Annotated in this window: 15 protein-coding genes and 1 pseudogene; 10 read left to right on the forward strand and 6 right to left on the reverse strand. The window is 63.3% G+C overall.

Features of this window, described 5'->3' with window-relative positions; all coding sequences use genetic code 11:
• Nucleotide 1: 1 nt before the first annotated feature.
• The 5 genes from HWY30_RS03195 to HWY30_RS03215 all read left to right on the forward strand — a co-directional run bounded on the left by HWY30_RS03195 (nucleotide 2) and on the right by HWY30_RS03215 (nucleotide 5,211).
• Nucleotides 2-1,015 (forward strand): sugar ABC transporter substrate-binding protein, encoded by a 1,014-nt coding sequence (locus HWY30_RS03195; protein ID WP_090812271.1) that lies wholly within the window; start codon nucleotides 2-4, stop codon nucleotides 1,013-1,015.
• A gap of 84 nt (nucleotides 1,016-1,099) precedes the next feature.
• Nucleotides 1,100-1,849 (forward strand): electron transfer flavoprotein subunit beta/FixA family protein, encoded by a 750-nt coding sequence (locus HWY30_RS03200; RefSeq protein WP_090812606.1) that lies wholly within the window; start codon nucleotides 1,100-1,102, stop codon nucleotides 1,847-1,849.
• 20 nt (nucleotides 1,850-1,869) lie between these two features.
• Nucleotides 1,870-2,817 carry an electron transfer flavoprotein subunit alpha/FixB family protein gene (locus tag HWY30_RS03205; protein WP_090812272.1) on the forward strand — a complete coding sequence of 316 codons (948 nt, stop codon included), beginning with the start codon at nucleotides 1,870-1,872 and terminating at the stop codon, nucleotides 2,815-2,817.
• A 158-nt stretch (nucleotides 2,818-2,975) separates the two neighbouring features.
• Nucleotides 2,976-4,106, forward strand: a complete 1,131-nt coding sequence (locus HWY30_RS03210; protein ID WP_090812607.1) for an IS110 family RNA-guided transposase — start codon at nucleotides 2,976-2,978, stop codon at nucleotides 4,104-4,106.
• Nucleotides 4,107-4,407: 301 nt separating this feature from the next.
• Nucleotides 4,408-5,211 (forward strand): IS5 family transposase, encoded by an 804-nt coding sequence (locus HWY30_RS03215; RefSeq protein ID WP_143037180.1) that lies wholly within the window; start codon nucleotides 4,408-4,410, stop codon nucleotides 5,209-5,211.
• Here HWY30_RS03215 and HWY30_RS03220 read toward each other — a convergent pair.
• Together HWY30_RS03220 and HWY30_RS41410 are read right to left on the reverse strand one after the other, a co-directional pair.
• Nucleotides 5,208-6,563, reverse strand: coding sequence for a tyrosine-type recombinase/integrase (locus HWY30_RS03220; protein ID WP_090805560.1), 1,356 nt, complete (start codon nucleotides 6,561-6,563; stop codon nucleotides 5,208-5,210). The genes HWY30_RS03215 and HWY30_RS03220 overlap by 4 nt on opposite strands.
• A gap of 373 nt (nucleotides 6,564-6,936) precedes the next feature.
• Nucleotides 6,937-7,360: pseudogene (locus tag HWY30_RS41410) on the reverse strand (methyl-accepting chemotaxis protein); the annotation flags it as partial.
• Between the two features lie 303 nt (nucleotides 7,361-7,663).
• Between HWY30_RS41410 and HWY30_RS03230 the strand changes: the two are divergent.
• Nucleotides 7,664-8,587: an AraC family transcriptional regulator gene (locus tag HWY30_RS03230; RefSeq protein WP_244144768.1), complete on the forward strand. Its 924-nt coding sequence runs from the start codon at nucleotides 7,664-7,666 to the stop codon at nucleotides 8,585-8,587.
• 6 nt (nucleotides 8,588-8,593) lie between these two features.
• Here the strand turns inward: HWY30_RS03230 and antC are convergent, their stop codons facing one another.
• From antC to antA, 3 genes are read right to left on the reverse strand one after another with little or no spacing between them, the layout of a single operon-like run.
• Nucleotides 8,594-9,622 carry an anthranilate 1,2-dioxygenase electron transfer component AntC gene (antC, locus tag HWY30_RS03235; RefSeq protein WP_090802718.1) on the reverse strand — a complete coding sequence of 343 codons (1,029 nt, stop codon included), beginning with the start codon at nucleotides 9,620-9,622 and terminating at the stop codon, nucleotides 8,594-8,596.
• A gap of 15 nt (nucleotides 9,623-9,637) precedes the next feature.
• Complete coding sequence (antB, locus tag HWY30_RS03240; protein ID WP_090802720.1) at nucleotides 9,638-10,126, reverse strand: anthranilate 1,2-dioxygenase small subunit; 489 nt, start codon at nucleotides 10,124-10,126, stop codon at nucleotides 9,638-9,640.
• Complete coding sequence (antA, locus tag HWY30_RS03245) at nucleotides 10,123-11,514, reverse strand: anthranilate 1,2-dioxygenase large subunit (RefSeq protein WP_090802722.1); 1,392 nt, start codon at nucleotides 11,512-11,514, stop codon at nucleotides 10,123-10,125. Before antA ends, antB begins: the two co-directional genes overlap by 4 nt.
• 333 nt (nucleotides 11,515-11,847) lie before the next feature.
• On the opposite strand from antA, the gene HWY30_RS03250 reads away from it, so the two are divergent.
• Nucleotides 11,848-13,380, forward strand: coding sequence for a sensor domain-containing diguanylate cyclase (locus tag HWY30_RS03250; RefSeq protein WP_090802724.1), 1,533 nt, complete (start codon nucleotides 11,848-11,850; stop codon nucleotides 13,378-13,380).
• Nucleotides 13,381-13,529: 149 nt separating this feature from the next.
• Entirely contained in the window at nucleotides 13,530-14,837 is a 1,308-nt protein-coding gene (locus tag HWY30_RS03255) for a solute carrier family 23 protein (RefSeq protein WP_090802728.1), read from the forward strand.
• Between the two features lie 62 nt (nucleotides 14,838-14,899).
• On the opposite strand, the gene HWY30_RS03260 is transcribed toward HWY30_RS03255, so the two are convergent.
• Nucleotides 14,900-16,555: a Na+/H+ antiporter gene (locus HWY30_RS03260; RefSeq protein ID WP_090802730.1), complete on the reverse strand. Its 1,656-nt coding sequence runs from the start codon at nucleotides 16,553-16,555 to the stop codon at nucleotides 14,900-14,902.
• Nucleotides 16,556-16,869: 314 nt separating this feature from the next.
• Between HWY30_RS03260 and HWY30_RS03265 the strand changes: the two genes are divergently transcribed.
• Nucleotides 16,870-18,156 carry an EAL domain-containing protein gene (locus tag HWY30_RS03265; protein ID WP_090802732.1) on the forward strand — a complete coding sequence of 429 codons (1,287 nt, stop codon included), beginning with the start codon at nucleotides 16,870-16,872 and terminating at the stop codon, nucleotides 18,154-18,156.
• A 35-nt stretch (nucleotides 18,157-18,191) separates the two neighbouring features.
• Nucleotides 18,192-18,908: a copper homeostasis protein CutC gene (locus tag HWY30_RS03270; RefSeq protein ID WP_090802733.1), complete on the forward strand. Its 717-nt coding sequence runs from the start codon at nucleotides 18,192-18,194 to the stop codon at nucleotides 18,906-18,908.
• Nucleotides 18,909-18,925 lie beyond the last annotated feature (17 nt).

Genomic DNA, 18,925 nt, shown 5'->3' on the forward strand with positions numbered 1-18,925 from the left:
CATGAAACATCTTCGTTCAATCAGCCGCCGCACCATACTGAAACGCAGCGTCGCCATCGCCGCCGCTACCCTGATCGTGGGCGGTCTTTCCGCTCCGGCCGGCGCGATCGCCGCCGTGCCAACCGCCAAAGGCAAGAGCGTTCAATACGTTACGTTCGGGCTTCAGTTCGAATACCAGGTCGCCATGGTGGATGGCATCAAGAAGCGGGCAAAAGATTCGGGCCTCAACCTCGAGACAGTCGATGGCAAGGGCGATCCAAACCTGCAGATGACTCAGGCGCTCGACGCGGTGAGCAGGAAGCCCGATGCACTGCTGGTCGACCCGGTGGATGCAAAGCTGATCACGGCCGGGGTCAAGAAAGCGAACGCCAACAACGTTCCCGTCTTCATGATGGAAAATGCGCCGCCCGAAGGCAAATACGATGCTCTGGTCGAGTTCGACAACCAGGCCGGCGGTGCGATGGGAGCCGATACGGTGGCCAAACTGGTGGGTGACAAGGGCACTGTGCTGGAACTTCGCGGCTCGGTTGATTCCGCTCAGGCGCAGGCGCGACATCAAGGGTTCATCGATCGCATGAAGTCGAAGTATCCCAACATCAAGGTCAAGTCGCTCAATACCGAATGGAATGCCGACAACGCCTACAAAATGGTGCTGGACGCCTTGACCCAGGACCCGGACATCAAGGGCATCTTCAGCCACAACGACGAAATGGTGCGCGGCGTGATTTCCGCATTGCGTCAGACGAACAGGCTCGTACCTGCGGGCAAGCCGGGGCACCTGTTCATCGTCGGACTTGACGGCACGCCGCTGGCGCTCAATCGCATTCGTGCGGGCACACAGGACGCCTCAGTCGGCCAGAATCCTGTGGCGATGGGATCTGACATCGTCGATGCGATCGTCGCCGGTTTTCAGGGCAAACCGTACCCCAAATCGATGCACATCGAACCGGTCCTGATCACGAAGGCCAATGTCGACGACCCGACACTGTGGGGAAATTTTGAAAGGAAGAAATAGCTCGGCAATAGGGCAACGAGGCGCGGCAGCCACTCAAGGAAGGCCCGCCCTGCCTCGGATGTAACTAGCTAATAGGAAATGCAGATGAAAATCCTGGTGCCAGTCAAGCGCGTAGTCGACTACAACGTGAAGGTCCGGGTGAAGTCGGACGGCACGGGCGTCGACATTGCGAATGTGAAGATGTCGATGAACCCGTTCGACGAGATCGCGGTGGAAGAGGCGGTGCGCCTGAGAGAAGTGGGCGTGGCGACGGAGGTCATCGCGGTGTCGTGCGGCGTCACGCAGTGTCAGGAAACGCTGCGCACGGCGCTCGCGATCGGCGCGGACCGCGCGATCCTGATCGAGTCTAATGAAGACCTGCAGCCGCTGGCGGTGGCCAAGCTCTTGAAGGCGGTGGTCGAAAAGGAGCAACCGCAGCTCGTCATCCTCGGCAAGCAGGCGATCGACGACGACTCGAACCAGACAGGCCAGATGCTCGCCGCACTGGCGAACCTGCCCCAAGCCACGTTCGCCTCGAAAGTGACGATCGCCGATGGTAAGGCGACGGTCGCGCGCGAAGTGGATGGCGGTGCGCAAACGCTGTCGCTTATGCTGCCGGCGGTGGTGACCACCGACCTGCGCCTGAACGAGCCGCGTTATGTGACGCTGCCCAACATCATGAAGGCGAAGAAGAAGCCGCTGGAGACGCTCAGGCCTGAAGACCTTGGAGTGGACGTCACGCCGCGCCTGAAGACGCTGAAGGTGGTCGAGCCGCCCAAGCGCAGCGCCGGCGTTATGGTGCCGGATGTGAAGACGCTGGTCGAGAAGCTGAAGACCGAAGCCAAGGTGCTGTAAGAGACGCGGAGACGAAAGAGATGACGATTCTGGTAATTGCGGAACACGACAACGCATCGATCAAGGCGGCAACGCTGAACACGGTCGCGGCAGCGGCAAAGATCGGTGGCGACATTCACGTGCTGGTGGCCGGTCACAACCCGCAGGGCGCGGCGGAGGCTGCAGCGAAGATCGCGGGTGTGGCGAAGGTGCTGCTGGCCGACGCGCCGCAACTGGCCGAAGGCTTGGCGGAAAACGTCGAAGCGACGGTGCTGACGCTCGTGCAAGACCCGGTGAAGGGCTACTCGCACGTCTTCGCGCCTGCGACAGCATACGGCAAGAACATCGCGCCGCGCATCGCCGCGAAGCTCGATGTCGCACAGATCAGCGACATCACCGCAGTCGATACCCCGGACACGTTCGGGCGTCCGATCTACGCGGGCAACGCGATCGCCACGGTGCAGTCGACTGACCCGATCAAGGTGATTACGGTGCGCACGACGGGCTTCGACCCTGTCGCAGCCGAAGACGGCGGCGCGACGGTCGAGAAGATCGAAGCCGCTGCAGATCAGGGTATCTCGCAGTTCGTGAGCCGCGAGGTGACGAAGCTGGACCGTCCGGAACTGACCTCGGCATCGATCATCGTGTCAGGCGGCCGGGGGCTGGGCAGCGGCGAGAACTACATGAAGGTGCTCGAGCCCCTGGCGGACAAGCTCGGCGCGGCGCTCGGCGCCTCGCGCGCGGCAGTCGACGCCGGCTTCGTGCCGAACGACTACCAGGTGGGGCAGACAGGCAAGATCGTCGCGCCACAGCTATACGTGGCGGTCGGCATCTCGGGTGCGATCCAGCATCTGGCCGGGATGAAGGACTCGAAGGTGATCGTCGCGATCAACAAGGACCCGGAAGCACCAATTTTTAGCGTCGCGGATTATGGCCTCGTCGGCGACTTGTTCACGTCGATTCCCGAACTGACGGCGGAACTTGGCTAGAGCGTGTTAGGCACTTTCTGTCAGACCTGGTAACAGTATGACTTCCTGCGGGACAGAGGCTGGCCTGCCGCAACGGAATCAAACGCGGGTTAGCATTGCTGTCAGAGCCGCACGGTGCGGACGTGCCGCACCCGGCGATTTCCGACGCGGAGGCCAGCATGGAGCACGATAGCACTCTTTACGTGGGTCTTGATGTTCATAAGGATTCGATCACCGTCGCCTATGCCATTGGTTCGGGCGAGGTTGAACTGCTCGGCAAGATCGGTACTACGCAGGCCGACGTGGAACGGTTGTGCAAGAGACTGCAATCTAAAGCGCGATGCGTCAGCATCGTCTACGAAGCCGGTCCGTGCGGATATGGGCTTTACCGGCAGCTTGTCCAGAAAGAATTCCAGTGCATGGTCTGCGCGCCCTCGCTGATTCCCCGCAAGCCAGGTGAGCACATCAAGACTGACAGACGTGATGCCGTCAAGCTCGTCCGATCGCTGCGTGCCGGCGACCTGTCGGCCGTATACGTCCCCAGCATCGACGATGAAGCATTCCGGGATCTGGCCCGCGCATGGGTGATTGCCAAGGACGACCTCAAGCGTGCACGGCAACGGGTAAAAGCCTTTCTGCTGTCGCACGGCGTGCGCTACACCGGCTCTGCCGACTGGGGGCCGGCGCACCGACGCTGGCTGAGCGCATACAGCTTCGACAGTGCGTGGCAGCAGTTTGCGTTTGAAGAGCTACGTCGCGCGATCGAAGACCGGCTCGCCCAATGTGACCGGCTGGAGTCCGCGCTGCGTGAGGCAGTCGTCAACTGGCGCTTCTATCCCGCCGTCCTGGGCCTGCAGGCAATGCGCGGTGTCCAGTTCACCACGGCAGTGGGCATGCTCGCCGAGCTGGGCGATCTCTCACGCTTCGTGCACCCACGCCAGTTGATGGCGTGGCTCGGGGTGACGCCGTCCGAGCACTCATCGGGCGGCAAGCGTCGTCAGGGCAGCATCACTAAAAGCGGCAACAGTTATGCAAGAAAGCTGCTAGTTGAAGCTGCATGGAGCTATCGCCACCCTGCGCGTGTGAGCCCCGATATTCAGCGTCGTCACGAAGGTCTGCCTAAACCGATTGTAGATCGAGCCTGGGACGCACAGGTGCGCTTGTGCCGACGCTATCGCAAACTCGTCGCGCGCGGCAAGCAGAAGAATATCGCCGTAGTCGCAGTTGCCCGTGAACTCAGCGGATTCATCTGGGACATCTGCCGGCTCTCCTTGTCGCTGGCCATACCGCGCGAGACACAGATGCCATGATGTACAGCAATGCCCTGCGTCTGCATCCACCGTAACGACACGTGCAGGAGTTTCCTGAAGGCGGCGTAGCCCGGCACACGAGTAACCCGCGACCAGGGTAGGCAACGGATCTCATCCGAATTGCGGTGGTAGGTAGCGGAAGGCTCATTGGGCGGACATCTGTAATGCGGTAGCCAATCCGCGGATATCAGCTTGATCCACCGTCGAGATTTACTGCTACGTCGCCCTCAGGAAATTCAAACATCGAAAACACAGAACCGATCATATTGACACGAGAAGTCATATCAGGCCTGGCGGGATGATAGAACGCAAGCCATACCCGACAGATGTTTCGGACGAGGAATGGAGCTTCGCCGCTCCGTATCTGACCTTGATGAACGAAGATGCACCGCAGCGCCGATACGAACTGCGCGAAATGTTCAACGCGCTTCGCTGGATGGCGCGCGCGGGTGCATCGTGGCGCATGCTGCCGACCAACTTTCCGCCGTGGGAAATGGTCTACCAGCAAACGCAGCGCTGGCTGAACGCGGGTTGTTTCGAGGCGATGGTCAACGATTTGCGCTCGGTGCTGCGCGTGGCGCAACAGCGTCAGGGCCAGCCCAGTGCGGTCATTCTGGATGGACGCACATTGCAGTCCACGTGTGAAAGCGGGCCGCGTGCGGGCTACGACGGTTACAAGCGCAAGCGGGGCAGCAAGGTTCACATGGCTGTCGACACGCTGGGGATGCTGCTCGCGGTGCACATTACGCCGGCCAACGAGCAGGAGCGCGCGCAGGTGGCCGAGCTTGCGCGTCAGGTTCAGCACGTCACCGGTCAGACGGTGAAACTTGCGTTTGCTGACCAGGGCTATACGGGCGACACTGCTGCACAGGCCGCACGTGATGAAGGCATTGAGCTGCAGGTCATCAAGCTGCCTGAGGCGAAGAAGGGCTTCGTGCTGCTGCCCCGCCGCTGGGTGGTCGAGCGCAGTTTCGGCTGGCTCAACCGCTTCCGGCGGTTGGCACGCGACTACGAGCGCCTGCCCGAAACCCTGGCAGGCCTGCACTTCGTCGTCTTCGCCATGCTTATGCTCGTTCATGCTGCACCGATTATGAAAAGTGCCTAACACGCTCTAATCTGCGCTTGCTCGAGCATCCAGGCCTCGATCTTGTCATGCCACATGCGTAGCAGGTCGAGAGGGCGACGGCGGTAGTGCTTCTCAGCAATTGCGGACGGCTTATGCCCTTGGATTTGGGCGACAACGCCGACCGGAACTTCTACCCACTCCGAAAGCGTGCCGAATGATCGGCGCAGGCCATGCAACGAAATATGAGGCAAACCTGTCGGCGCCAACGCTCGATTGTGCGCATGACGTGGCTCGGCTATTTTCCCGTCGGACGCTGTTTTACTGGTGAACACCCACTCGGACGGCTCCCATTGCTCGCCCCTTTGCGCAAGACGCGCGGATTGGCGTTTGTTGGGAGGGCTTTCGTTCAGTCGTTGAAGGTTCAACAATAGGCTCGCTAAGTACGGGGTGAGCGGAATAGTCCGACCGCCAGTCCCTTCGACTTTGTCGTTCATTGTCAGGCTCCGCCAGCGGAAGTCCACGTCTTCCCAGCGCAATGCTGCCAGCTCCTCCCGACGGGCTCCGGTAATCAGAAGGCCTTGTAGGTATGCGCTGATGACTGGATTCGCGATGCCACGTACCGCGTTAAACCAAACGGACAGCTGTTCGCGCTGAAGGCAGTCGTCCTTCGCGGCGCTGCGAGGGAGAATGCCCTTGACCTTTGGCGAAGCATACGCGTCTTGGGGGATGATGCCCGCGTACGTTTCGTGAGTGTCGCACCACCGAATGAACGCCTTGAAGAGGCCGAAGGCATGGCCAGCATTCGTTGGTCCCCGGGGTATTTCGACCTCGAGCCACTCGGACATGGATGTTGCCGTGATCTCGGTCAACCTGCGCGGCATGAGCGGAGCCAATGGTCCACGCACTTTTTCTTTGCCGCCACGTTTTGCAATGCCTCCGCCAGGCGACGAGAGGTTGATGTGGTCGAGGATGTATCTCTCCGATCGCGGCTTTTTCGTTTTGGGCGAGATCTTTGTTCGCAGATGTTCCAAGTAATGCTCCCACGCTTCGCCGACGGTCACATCTTGACGGCGCTTCGCTGCCTGTCGGGCTTCGTGTGCGGCTTTCTGCTCGGCCTCTCGTTCGCGCGGATCAACGCCGCCGTCAATGAGCGTCTGGAGACTACGCGCGCGCTCCTGAGCCTTGTCGATCGTCCAGCTCTTCGGATCGCCGATCGTAATCCGCACGGTCGAGCCATGGATCTTCCCTTGGAAAATGTAAGCCTTGGCTCCGCCGGTTGTGGCTCGCAAACCGAGTCCGGGAGTCTTGCTGTCCCACAGAAACGACTGCGATTTACCCTGTTCGCAGCGATGGGCTTCCACCCGAGCCGCAGTGAAGTTTACCTTCGCCACCCTAACCTCCTTGTCCATAAGCCGGCAGTCTCATGTAACCGCCATGTAACCGAATTATGGGGCAATGAAGCTATGCGGATCAACTTCCATCGTAAAGTTGGTAATTTAAAATTGTTCAAATACAATAACTTACCGATTTTTATCAACTCGAATCCATCTCGAGAAATACCGGCTTGTTCGTATTCGCAATGCGAAGGTCGGGAGTTCGATCCTCCTCCTCAAAACGAAATCCGGCCTCGCGCCGGTTTTTGTTTTTCTACATCGACAAACGCACATCGTCATTGCCCTCGACGCACGAGTTGACCGCGTGCCGTGCCTTTGGGAACAGCAGGCGCGACGCACAGGCGAAAAAGCTCCGCTCAAAACTTATCCCAACCTCCGCGATCAAGTCGGTCGCGCGTGCAACGGCGTGCATGACCTCGCTCATCGTCCTCCCCGCTTGGCCAGCGAGCGCCGAGCCGTCGCGGATCCGGTTGACCGACGTCGCGATCGGGTCCTTGATCTCCTTGGCCGCGCTCGACGAGCGTTGCGCGAGGCTGCGCACCTCGCTCGCGACCACCGCGAAGCTGCGTCCCTGCTCGCGGGCGCGCGCCGTTTCGACGGCCTGGTTCAGCGCGAGAATGTTGGTCTGAAACGCAACGCCTGGATGATCTCCGTGATGTCCGCGATCTTCGTCGCGCTGTCGATGATGTACCGCGTCGTGTTGACGACCTAGGGCCGGCCACCGCGCTGCCCTTCTGCGCAACAGACAACGCAATGACCGAAAAATTAGAAGCTTGCGCGGTTTTGCGCGTATTTAAAATGCGTGATGAATGCATCGCTTTTCGTTTGAATTTCGGTCTCTTTTCCATTTGGCAGCGATTCTCCATGCCAGCACAGCGGTGCTTTACCGGAGGACAATGTTTTATTCATCCACCCGGAGCGGTCACGGTTGAGGTAGGCTTAGCCAATCCCATCATGTCCCCCGTTCTGCGCCCTGATGGACTGTCTCCCCTCGGGGCACGCACCTCAATAGCTCGTCTCCACGTATGTCAACTCCGGACCCCGGCAATCGCGACCTCCGTGCCGCGTTAAACGACCTAGACGGCGCCCGCAACTGGATGGCATCCATCTGCGGCCCCCACGGGCTCCAGGTCAGTCACCCAGAGCGCTTGCGCTTCCACCAGTCCGGCACCGTACTTCGTTCGATGGCGACGACGATAGGCTACGTCGAATACGGCACCGACGTGACGGTCGCGGTGAGCGAGAGCAGTCCGCTGAACTGCTACAGCGTGAGCCTGCCGGTGGTCGGTCAACAGGAGCTCGCAGCACACGGCAAGAGGTGGTTGTCGGATCAGGATTGCGGTCTGATCGTCAGTCCGCAGGAATCGCAGGATCTCGCGATCACCGGCAATTGCCGCAAGCTGCACGTCGCGATTCCGCGCTTTGCGCTTCAGCTGGTGTTGCAGACGATGCTGCAACGCCCCGTCGAAACGCCGCTCGTGTTCCAGCCTGACATGGACGCAGCCGCCGGCGACCAGGCATCGTGGTGGCGCGTGGTCAAGTTCCTGGCCGGCGAGATGGAGCGCTCGGGACCATCGCTGGGGCAGCTTTACATGTCCAGCGAGTTCGAACTGACGTTGCTGAAGGGGCTGCTGCTGTCACAGCCGCATAACTATTCGGAACAGCTGGCCAACGCGACCGCGCCGACTCCGCCGCATTATCTGACCCGCGCGCGTCAGTTCATTCACGACAACGCGCGCGAGCCGATCACGCTCGAAGACATCGAGCGCGCGTCGGGTGTGTCGCGCTTCAAGCTGTTCGACGGCTTCCGTCAATATTTTGGCTGCGCGCCGATCGCGTATCTGAAACGCTACCGGCTCGAATCGGCGCGGCGCGATATTCTCGACGACCGCTCGGTGCGCAATATCTCGTCGGTGGCGTTGGGCTGGGGGATGTCGCATCTCGGCCGTTTTTCGACCGAGTACAAGGCATTGTTCGGCGAGTCGCCATCCGAGACGCTGAAGCGCGCGGCGCGGCGTTAGAACGTCCTATCGCGCGTTGCTTTCGCCGAACTTCTCGTAAAACAGCCGGTAATCCTGAATACCCTGCTCGGTGAGCCAGGTCTTGATCGCTTCGACCATCGGCGGCGGTCCGCACACGTACATGTCGAAGCCATTCGATTCGAGAAACGAGCGGTCGAAATGCTCGGGAATCAGCCCGGTCTTGCCCGACCATTCCGGCGCTGGATTCATCACGACCGTCTCGACCGCGAATCCTTCGATGCTCGCCTTGTAGCCGTTGATGCGCCCGGTCTCGCACAGATCGGCTGCATTCGTGACGCCGTAGTACAGATGCACCGGATGCGCGACATTGCGTTTCGCCGAGATGTCGTCGAGCATGCCGAGGAAGGCAGAGAGTCCCGTGCCGCCCGCCACCATCACGAGCGGACGCTCGACCTGGCGCAGATAGAACGCGCCGAGCGGCGCCTCGAACTCGACCGTATCACCGGCCTTGCAACGTTCGCGCAGATAGTTGCTCATCATGCCGTCGGGCAGCAGACGGATCAGGAATTGCAACTCGTTGCGCGCGTTCGGATGATTCGCGAACGAGTACGAACGCCATTCTTCGGTGCCGGGCACCTTCACGCGCGCATACTGGCCCGGCAGAAAATCGAGCTGACGCTCATGCGCGCTCGCATCGACTCGCAGAATCGCGGTCGTCGCCGACACCAGCTCGACGCCGACCACGCTCGCGCACACGGTGCTCGTGCCGGCGCCTTCGCACAGCGTCGAGTCGAAGTCGAAATAGAACGACGCATCCGACTTCACGCGCGTCTGGCACGAGAGGATCTTGCGCTGCGCGAGGTCCTCTTCACTGAGCGTTTCCTCGTCGACGTAATCGAGCGTGTAGTCGCCCGATTCGCAGCGCCCCTGGCAGGTGCCGCACACGCCTTCGCGGCAGTCGAGCGGAATGTTCACGCCGTTCTTCAGCGCCGCGTCGAGCAGCAACTCGTTCGGACTCACATCGAAGAACGCGGTTTTGCCATCGGCAAAGCTCAACGCGACCTTATGTTTCATCGTCGTGCTCCCGGCTCACAGATGGTAGAAATCCAGCACCGCGTTGATGTGGTCGTTCAGCAGCAGCACGTGCTTGCGCTTGATCTTCCAGCTATCGCCCGACGCTTGCAGGTCGTACACCGCGCGGCCGTAGAAGTAGTCGGTCGAGCCGTGACGCGTGTACAGCGTCGACCAGTTCACGTTCGCTTCGACGCTCGAATCTTCGCGCTCGCTGAGGCGCACGTTACTGATCTGATGCATCGTGCGCGGCAGCGGCGTCGACGCGGCCGACTTGCCGGTGCGCAGCCGAAACACGCGGTCTTCGAGACCGGCGCGATCCGAGTAGTAAATCAGCGACATGCCCTGCTTCGGATCGGTCGTGTACACGTGCTCGGAATCCCACTGCGGCACATGAAACACGCTCTGCGGATCGAACAGGTCGACATATTCGTCCCATTGCTGCTTGTCGCACAGATCGGCCTTCAGATACAGAAACTGCTCGACGGAGTGTTGGAGTTGGCTCATGCCTGCTCTCCCTGCGATTCGATGGATTTGTCGAGACCCTTGAGGATCGTGTCGCGCCAGGTGCCGTGCTGGTTCACGTAAAGCCCTTCGTGGGTCAGCTCGGTGCCGGTCAGATTCGGCTCGACGCCGAGCAGCGTGGTGTTCGCGGTCGCGCCGCTGGCCCACTTGTGATGCCCGCGCGAGATGTCGCTCCAGCGTTCGAGGCGCGCCTGGAAGCCGCGCTGCTGCTCGCGGAACTCGACGAGATCGTCGGGCGTGCCCATGCCGGACACGTTGAAGAAGTCTTCGAACTGACGGATGCGGTTCTCGCGATCCTTCGCCGACTCGCCCTTCACGCCGATGCACTGGCTGATGACCTCGGTCTTGTTCCACGCGACCGGCCGCACGATGCGCAGCTGCGAGCTGATCTGGTCCATGAAGAACAGGCTCGGGTAAACATTCAGATTGCGCAGCCGGTGCATCATCCATTCGGCCTTGTCCTGGCCGTAGGCTTCGACGAGCCGCGGCATCACGCTCTCGTAGCCGGGACGCACTTGCGGGTTCGGCATGTCGCTGAACAGCACGCTGTGGCCATTCCTGAACGCGAACCAGCCGTCGTCGGTTTCGCTGTCGCCGGCGCCGAGCTTGCTGTAGTCGAGCGTGCCGCCGGGGTTATCCCCTTTCTTCGCATTCGACTCGATGCGGTGCTGCACGGTCGCCACGTAGTTGTAGTGCACGGTGCTCACGTGATAGCCGTCGAGACCGTTCTCGTTCTGCAGCTTCCAGTTGCCGTCGAACGTGTAGGTCGACTTGCCGGGCAGCACTTCGAGCTCGCCGGTCGGCGACTGCGCGACCATCATGTCGAAGAAGATGCGCGCGTCGCCGAGATAGTCTTCGAGCGTGTCGATGCCGTCGACGTCGAGGCTCACGAACACGAAGCCCTTGTAGCTCGCGATGCGCGCTTTCTTCAGGCCGCGCACCGACTTGTCGAAGTCGTCGCAGTATTCGCCCGGCGCCTTCACCTTCACGAGCCGGCCGTCGTTCTTGTAGCACCATGCATGGAACGGGCACGTGAAGGTCGACTGGTTGCCCTTGGTCATACGCGTGAGCGTCGCACCGCGGTGCTGGCACGCGTTGATCATCGCGTTCAGGTTGCCGGCGCCGTCGCGCGAGATGATCAGCGGCTGGCGGCCCGCGCGCATCGTCAGGAAATCGTTCTTGTTGGGGATCTCGCTTTCGTGGCACGCATAGATCCAGGCCTTCTCGAAGATGTGCTCCATCTCGAGCGAGAACAGCTCTGGCTCCGTGAACATTTCGCGGGCAATCCGGTACACGCCTTCCGCGGGGCGGAAGTCCAGACAGCCGCTGACGAATTCGCGCCATTCCGAGGCGCTGCGCTTCTCGCTCATGATGTCTCTCTCTCCTTGTGTCCAATCGTTTGAACGTGACAGGCTCGATTGAATACCCAAGTGGCGAGGCCAACTATCCAGCCAATTCGCATTTGCTATCCGAATATTTGGACGGCGCCTGGATAATCTGGCGATCGGGCGCAACCCCCGCCGGACGGGACTTCTGGCGTGCCGTTCCGGTGCATGCGGGCAAAAACCCGGCTACGCAAACGTTTGCCTGCGCGCCATGTCTGCTACGCTCACGTTTTCGTAGGTCGCGTTTTTGACGGTGATTGCCGAGACGCGGCCGCTTCTTCACGCGCGACGTTCAGCGCATGTCAGAACCAAAAACGCATGGTGACGCGCCGACCGAACAACGTGATTGCGATCAGTGTCTTACTGGCTGGCGCGATCCTCGCGATCGCCGTGTCGCTGCTCGCACAGATGCGCGACGATGCGTTGCGGCGCGCGCAGGACTCCATCGCCAACATATCCCTGCTGGTCCAGCGCGATGTTTCGCGCAATCTCGAGATCTACGACCTGTCGCTGCGCGCGGTGATCGACGGACTGAAGCAGCCGGGCGTGCTCGATCTGCCGCCGGAGATCCGCCAGATGGTGCTGTTCGACGGCTCGATCAGCGCAAAGGACATGGGCTCGGTATTCGTGCTCGACGAGAACGGCAACGTGCGCTTCGATTCACGCGCGTGGCCGCCGCGCGCAAGTAACCATGCGGACCGCGATTACTTCAAGGCGCAGCGCGCTTCACCCGACGTCGGCCTGTACATCAGCCATCCGTTCAGCCCGAGCGGCACCGACGACGACCTGCGCATCGCGCTGAGCCGGCGCATCTCGAGGCCGGACGGCAGCTTCGGCGGCGTGGTAGTCGGCACGCTGCGCCTCACGTATTTCCATCGGCTGTTCGACGGCATGAAGCTCGGGCCGAGCGGCTCGATGGCATTGATGCTCAGCGACGGCACGATGTTGATGCGCCGTCCTTACGATTCGAAAACGATCGGCATCAATCTGACCGGCTCGGCCAACTTCTCGCGCTTCATCAAGCAGCCGAGCGGCGACTTCTTCGGCATGGCGGCGATCGATCGCGTCGAGCGCTGGTATGCGTTCCGCCATATCGACGGCTTTCCGCTGATCCTCGACGTCGCGCTCTCGACGCGCGACGTCTACGTCGAGTGGCGGCGGCGCGCATGGATCATCGGCACGCTGATCGGCGCGCTCGACGTGACGATCATCGCGCTCGCGATCCTGTTCTCACGCCAGTTGCGTCTGCGCCGCGCGGCCGAGGAAGAGTTGCGCGAACTGGCGCGCACGGACGGGCTGACCGGCCTGAACAACCGCCGCGCCTTCGAGGAGCACGTGAACGACGAATGGCGACGCGCGCAGCGCACCGGCCGGCCGCTGTCGCTGCTGCTGATCGATGTCGACAACTTCAAGGGCTTCAACGACCTGTACGGCCATTCGGCCGGCGACGAAGCGCTGATCGGCGTCGCGCGCTGTATCGCGCAGAACGTGCGACGTCCGGGCGATACGGCCGCGCGCTTCGGCGGCGAGGAGTTCGCGGTGCTGCTGCCGGACACCGACGCGACGGGCGCGCAGCGGATCGCCGAGCAGATCCGCGCGGCGGTGCAGGCGCTGCAATGCCGCCATGTGGCCAGCACGCATCACGTGCTGACGGTGAGCGCAGGCGCTGCGACCGCGCAGGGCGCGGCGCTCGCGACGAGCCGCGCGCTCGTCGACGCCGCCGACGAAGCGCTGTATCGCGCGAAGGATGCCGGCCGCAATCGGGTGATGCTGTACGGCGCGCCGACGGACCACTCCTCGCGGGACGGCGCCGCGGTGACGCCGGACCCCGACCCGCGCCGCGCGAATTGACGCGCTTCCAGGGCTCGTTTCCCGAGCCACTTGTCGGCCCGCTTGCCAGCCCTTATTGCTCTCCGTAAACTCGCGCGTAACTTTTGCCGGACCCACGCCGCAGCGCGTGATCGGCACACACTACGCCGACCCTGAGGAGAATCCCCGCGATGGCCGCATCCTATTTCCCCCGCTGGCGCCGCCAGCCTGCTGGCGCCGAAGGCGGCATCGTCGGCATCGACGAACGGCTCGGGTGGCCGCAGATGTTCGCGATGGGCGTCCAGCACGTCGTCGCGATGTTCGGCTCGACCGTGCTCGCGCCGCTGCTGATGGGCTTCGATCCGAACCTGGCCATTTTCATGTCGGGGATCGGCACGCTGCTGTTCTTCGTGCTCGTCGGCGGGCGCGTGCCGAGCTATCTCGGTTCGAGCTTTGCGTTCATCGGCCTCGTGATCGCGGTGACCGGCTATGGCGGACACGGCGCGAACCCGAATATTGCGGTCGCGTTGGGCGGCATCATCGCGTGCGGCGTCGCGTACGGGGTGATCGGCCTGATCGTGGCGGCGGTCGGCACGGGCTGGATCGAAACGCTGATGCCGCCGGTCGTGACCGGCGCGATCGTCTGCGTGATCGGTCTGAACCTCGCGCCGATCGCCGTGCATGGCGTGAGCGGCAGCAATTTCGAGTCGTGGATGGCGCTCGTCACGGTGCTGTGCGTCGGCGCGGTCGCGGTGTTCACGCGCGGCATGCTCCAGCGTCTGCTGATCCTGGTCGGCCTGCTGCTCGCCTACGTCATTTACGCGATCGTCACGAACGGCCTCGGCATGGGCAAGCCGATCGATTTCTCGATCGTCGCGAACGCCGCGTGGTTCGGCATGCCGCACTTCATGTCGCCGGTGTTCGACCCGCACGCGATGACGCTGCTCGCGCCGATCGCGGTGATCCTCGTCGCCGAAAACCTCGGCCACATCAAGGCCGTCAGCGCGATGACGGGCCAGAACCTCGACCGCTATATCGGCCGCGCGTTTCTCGGCGATGCGCTCGCGACGGTCGTGTCCGGCTTCGCGGGCGGTACCGGCGTGACCACGTACGCGGAGAACATCGGCGTGATGGCGGTCACGAAGATCTATTCGACGCTGGTGTTCGTGATCGCCGCGTTGATCGCCCTCGTGCTCGGCTTTTCGCCGAAGTTCGGCGCGGTGATCCAGACGATTCCGGGACCGGTGCTGGGCGGTGTGTCGATCGTCGTATTCGGGCTGATCGCGGTGACGGGCGCGCGCATCTGGGTCGTCAACAAGGTCGACTTCTCCGACAACCGCAATCTGATCGTCGCGGCCGTCACGCTCGTGCTCGGCGCCGGCGACTTCTCGCTGAAGCTCGGCAGCTTCGGGCTCGGTGGCATCGGCACCGCGACGTTCGGCGCGATCATCCTGTACGCGCTGCTGAGAAGAAAGCCGACGCAAGGGCCGGTGGCCTGAGCGTTTTTTATCGGCACTGGCATGTCAAGCGCCGGTGCCGACGCCGATGCGGCAGCCAACTCCTACCTTTTGCGCGCGGTCAGCGCCGTTTCCGACAGATCCACCTCGCGCATCAGCTTGTACAGCGTCTCGTCGTTGATGCGCTGGGTGTCGCGCAGGTCGAGCAGCGTCTTGCGCTCGGCGCGCATCGCCGCGAGCTTCATGCGGAATTCGAGGGCATCGGCACGGCGCGCGAGTTCGCGTGGCGCCTGTTCGTCGTCGAGCGTCGCGAGGCGGCGGCGGTACAGGTCCATTACCCGCGCGGTTACATCGGTCGCGTACGCCTGAGCCGATTCCTCGAGGTCCGCGCATTCCGTGTCGTGCAGATGATCGATCGCGCGAATCGCCGACTGCGCGGCGAGCGTACGCGCGAGTGCTTCCTCGGCGGCGTGCGGGTCCTTGCCGCGCCGCCAGCCCCGCAGCAGCAGCGGCAACGCGGCCACCGCCACCAGCAGCGACACCAGGATCACCCCCGACGCGATGAAGATCGCGAGATCGCGTCCCGGCAGCGGCGTGCCGTTCGGCAGCACCTCCGGCAGCGACAGCACGCCCGCGAGCGTCACCGCGCCGCGCACGCCGGCCACCGTCGTCACCGACACCATGCGCAACCCGGGCACTGCGTTCGCGACGCCGTGCTTCGTCGCGCCGCGGCTCGCGAACCAGCGCAGCAGCCACACCCACGCGAAGCGCATCGCGTACAGCGCGAGCGCCACCGCAACGATATAGCCGATCAGCAGCGCGACCTGCGCGTCATTGGTTTCGTGCGCGTCGAGCAGCGCGCGGCCGAGGATGCGCGGAAACTGCAGGCCGAGCATGATGAACACCATGCCGTTGAACACGAACTCGATCATCGTCCACGTGCTCGAGGCCCGCACGCGCGAGGCGACCTGCCATTTTTCCGTGATGCTCGCGTAGTTCATCATCATGCCGGCGGAGACCGCGGCGAGAACGCCCGACAGCTCGAAGCGCTCGGCGGTCAGATAGGCGGCGAACGGGATCAGCAGGGTCATCACGACGCCCGGCGCGGGATCGCCTTCTTCGGTGAGATTCAGGAAGCGCGCGGACACGAAGCTGAACACCGCGCTCACCGCCGCGCCGACCGCGAGGCCGCCCACCGCGATGATCACGAAGCTCACCGACGCTTCGCGCAGCGAGAACGCGCCGGTCAGCGCGGCGGCGATCGCGAACTTCAGCGCGACGAGGCCTGACGCGTCGTTCATCAGCGCCTCGCCTTCGAGGATATGCATCAGCTGGACCGGAATCTTGCCCTTGCCGGCGATGCCGGACAGCGCGACTGCGTCGGTCGGCGACAACACGGCGGCGAGCGCGAATGCGACCGGCAGCGAGATCTGCGGCACCAGCGCGTGCACGAAGTGACCGACCACCAGCACCGTCATGAACACGAGGCCTAGCGCGAGCATCAGGATCGCGCGGCGCGCCATGAAGAACTCGCGCTTCGGGATGCGCCAGCCGTCCGCGAACAGCAGCGGCGGAATGAACAGCAGCATGAAGATTTCCGGATCGAACGCGACGTGCAATTCGAGGCGCGGCCACGCGAGCATCGCGCCGATCGCGATCTGCACGAGCGGCAGCGGCAGCTTGAACGGCAGCGCGCGGGTCAGCATCCCGGACGCGGCGACCGCGAGTAGCAGGATCAGGACGGTAAAGACAATTTCCATCGTGTTGTTTCGGGGGATGCAGGGGTTGTCCCGGGAGAGGGCGCGATGCGCAGGGTCGAGTGTAGCCCGGCGGCGCGCGCCGTTGCCGCGAGCTTCGCCGCGACGCGGCCTGCGAATCGGTGCACCGCAACGGTGCGCGCGACGCCCACGGGCGGCGCACGAGCGCTGTCGCCGGTGCAATGTTTCGGCCGAGTTACAGCGCAGTGTGCGTCAGCGTGCGCATGGACCTTGCTTAACCGGTAATGATGACGCACATTTTGAGAGCTCGTTGCCGGTCGCGTTCGGACCGGCCGGCTCTCGCGTGAGAGGATTGCATGACGATTGCGCAACAGGACAGGGCGGCGAGCGTGCCGCACGGCTTCGAGGTCGAGGTGAGCTCGGGCCTTCAACGCTATTCGGTGCAGCACGGCGAACTGACGCTTACCAGCGTGTTCCAGCCGATTTTCAGTCTGTCGCACCTGCGCGCGGTCGGCTATGAGGGCTTGCTGCGCGCGCACGACGCGCTCGATCGCGCGGTGTCGCCGCTCGATGTGTTCGGCGAGGCCGCGCGCCTCGGCGACGCGCTGCAGATCGACCGGCTGGCGCAGACGCTGCATCTGGAGAACTTCAAGGTGCTCGGCGCCGAGCGCGAATGGTTGTTCCTGAACGTGCACCCGGGCGTGCTGACCGACCCGTATCTCGCGGCCGCTTTGCTCGCCAACCTGCGGCGGCTCGATCTGTCGCCGCGGCGCGTCGTGCTCGAAGTGCTCGAGCAGAGCGCCGAAGATCTCGATCGACTCGCCGACGCGGTGCGCGAGTTTCGCGAGCGCGGCTTCCTGATCGCGCTCGATGATTTCGGCGCCGGCCATTCGAACATCGAGCGGATCTGGCAACTGAATCCCGACATCGTGAAGCTCGACCGCGTCATGCTGTCGCATGCCGCGCATCGCGCCGACATGGCGACGATCCTGCCGGGGCTCGTGGCGATGCTGCATGAAGCGGGCAAGCTCGTGCTGATCGAGGGCATCGAAACCGAGCACGAAGCGCAGATGGCGCTCGCCTGCAATGCCGACTTCGTGCAGGGCTTTTTCTTTGGCCGGCCGAATCCGGGTGTTGCCGATCCGATCCACGCGGCGGTTTGCATCGGCGAAGTCACCGAGCGTTATCGTGAGCAGGCCGAGGCACGCGAGCGGCGCAGCGCGAGTCGGCTCGCGCCGTATCTGCGCGCGTTCGAGCGCGCCGCGGAGCGTCTCGCCGCCGGTGAGCCGCTCGACGAGGTGTGCTGGAATTTCCTCGCGCTCGATCACGTGGCGCGCTGTTTTCTGCTCGACGCGAAGGGGCGCCAGGCCGGCCGCAACGTCGTGCTGCGCGCCGATCGCGCGGCGCACGAAACGCGCTTTCTGCCGCTCGCCGACGCGCAGGGCGCGAACTGGCTGCGTCGGCCGTACTTCAGCGTCGCGATCAATGCGCCGGAGCGGGTGCACGTGACGCGGCCGTATCTGTCGATCAACGAGGCGTTGCCGTGCGTGACGCTGTCGGTGGCAACGCGCGTCGGCAGCGAGACCTGCGTGCTGTGCGGCGATATCGACTGGGTCGAAGACGAACGCGACGCGCGCATCTGACATGGTGTCGTTTTCAACGACACCAGGTTGCGCTCATGTCCGTGCTGCTCGAAGTGATTGCCACGACCGTCGCCGATGCGCGCGCTGCCGCGCAGGCCGGTGCCGACCGTCTCGAACTCGTGACCGCGATGGGCGAGGGCGGATTGACGCCGAGTGTGGGGTTGATCGAGGCGGTGGTTTCAGCGCTCGGCGTCCGGGCAGCCGGCGTCCCCGTGAACGTGATCGTGCGGCCGCATAGCCGCGCGTTCGTCTACGACGCCGACGACTACGCGGTGATGCTGCGCGACATCCGGGCCGTCAAGGCGGCCGGCGCGAACGGCATCGTGATCGGCATGCTCGATGCGGAGCGGGGGATCGACCGCGAAGGTCTCGCGCGCGCGTGCGAAGCTGCCGATGGACTCGCGATCACGTTCCATCGCGCGTTCGACGAGGCGCGCGATCTGCGCGAAGCGCTCGACGTATTGCTCGGTTTCGAGGCGGTGACGAATGTGCTGACGTCGGGCGGACAGCCGTCGGTGCTGCGGGCGCAAGCGACGATCGGCGAATTGCTGCGGCAGGCTGCCGGCTCGCATTGCACGGTGCTCGCCGGTGCCGGCTTGACGGTCGATGCGGTCGCGGAGTTCGTGAGCAAAACGCACGTCGAGGCCGTGCATTTCGGCTCCGGCGTGCGCGTGAACGGCAACGGACTCGCGCCAGTCGATCCGGCGAAGGTGATGCAGGTGAGGGCGCTGCTCGACGCAATGCAACGGTGAGCAGCGCAAAGAACCAC

This window comes from Paraburkholderia tuberum STM678 (assembly GCF_902833905.1).
Lineage (GTDB): Bacteria > Pseudomonadota > Gammaproteobacteria > Burkholderiales > Burkholderiaceae > Paraburkholderia > Paraburkholderia tuberum.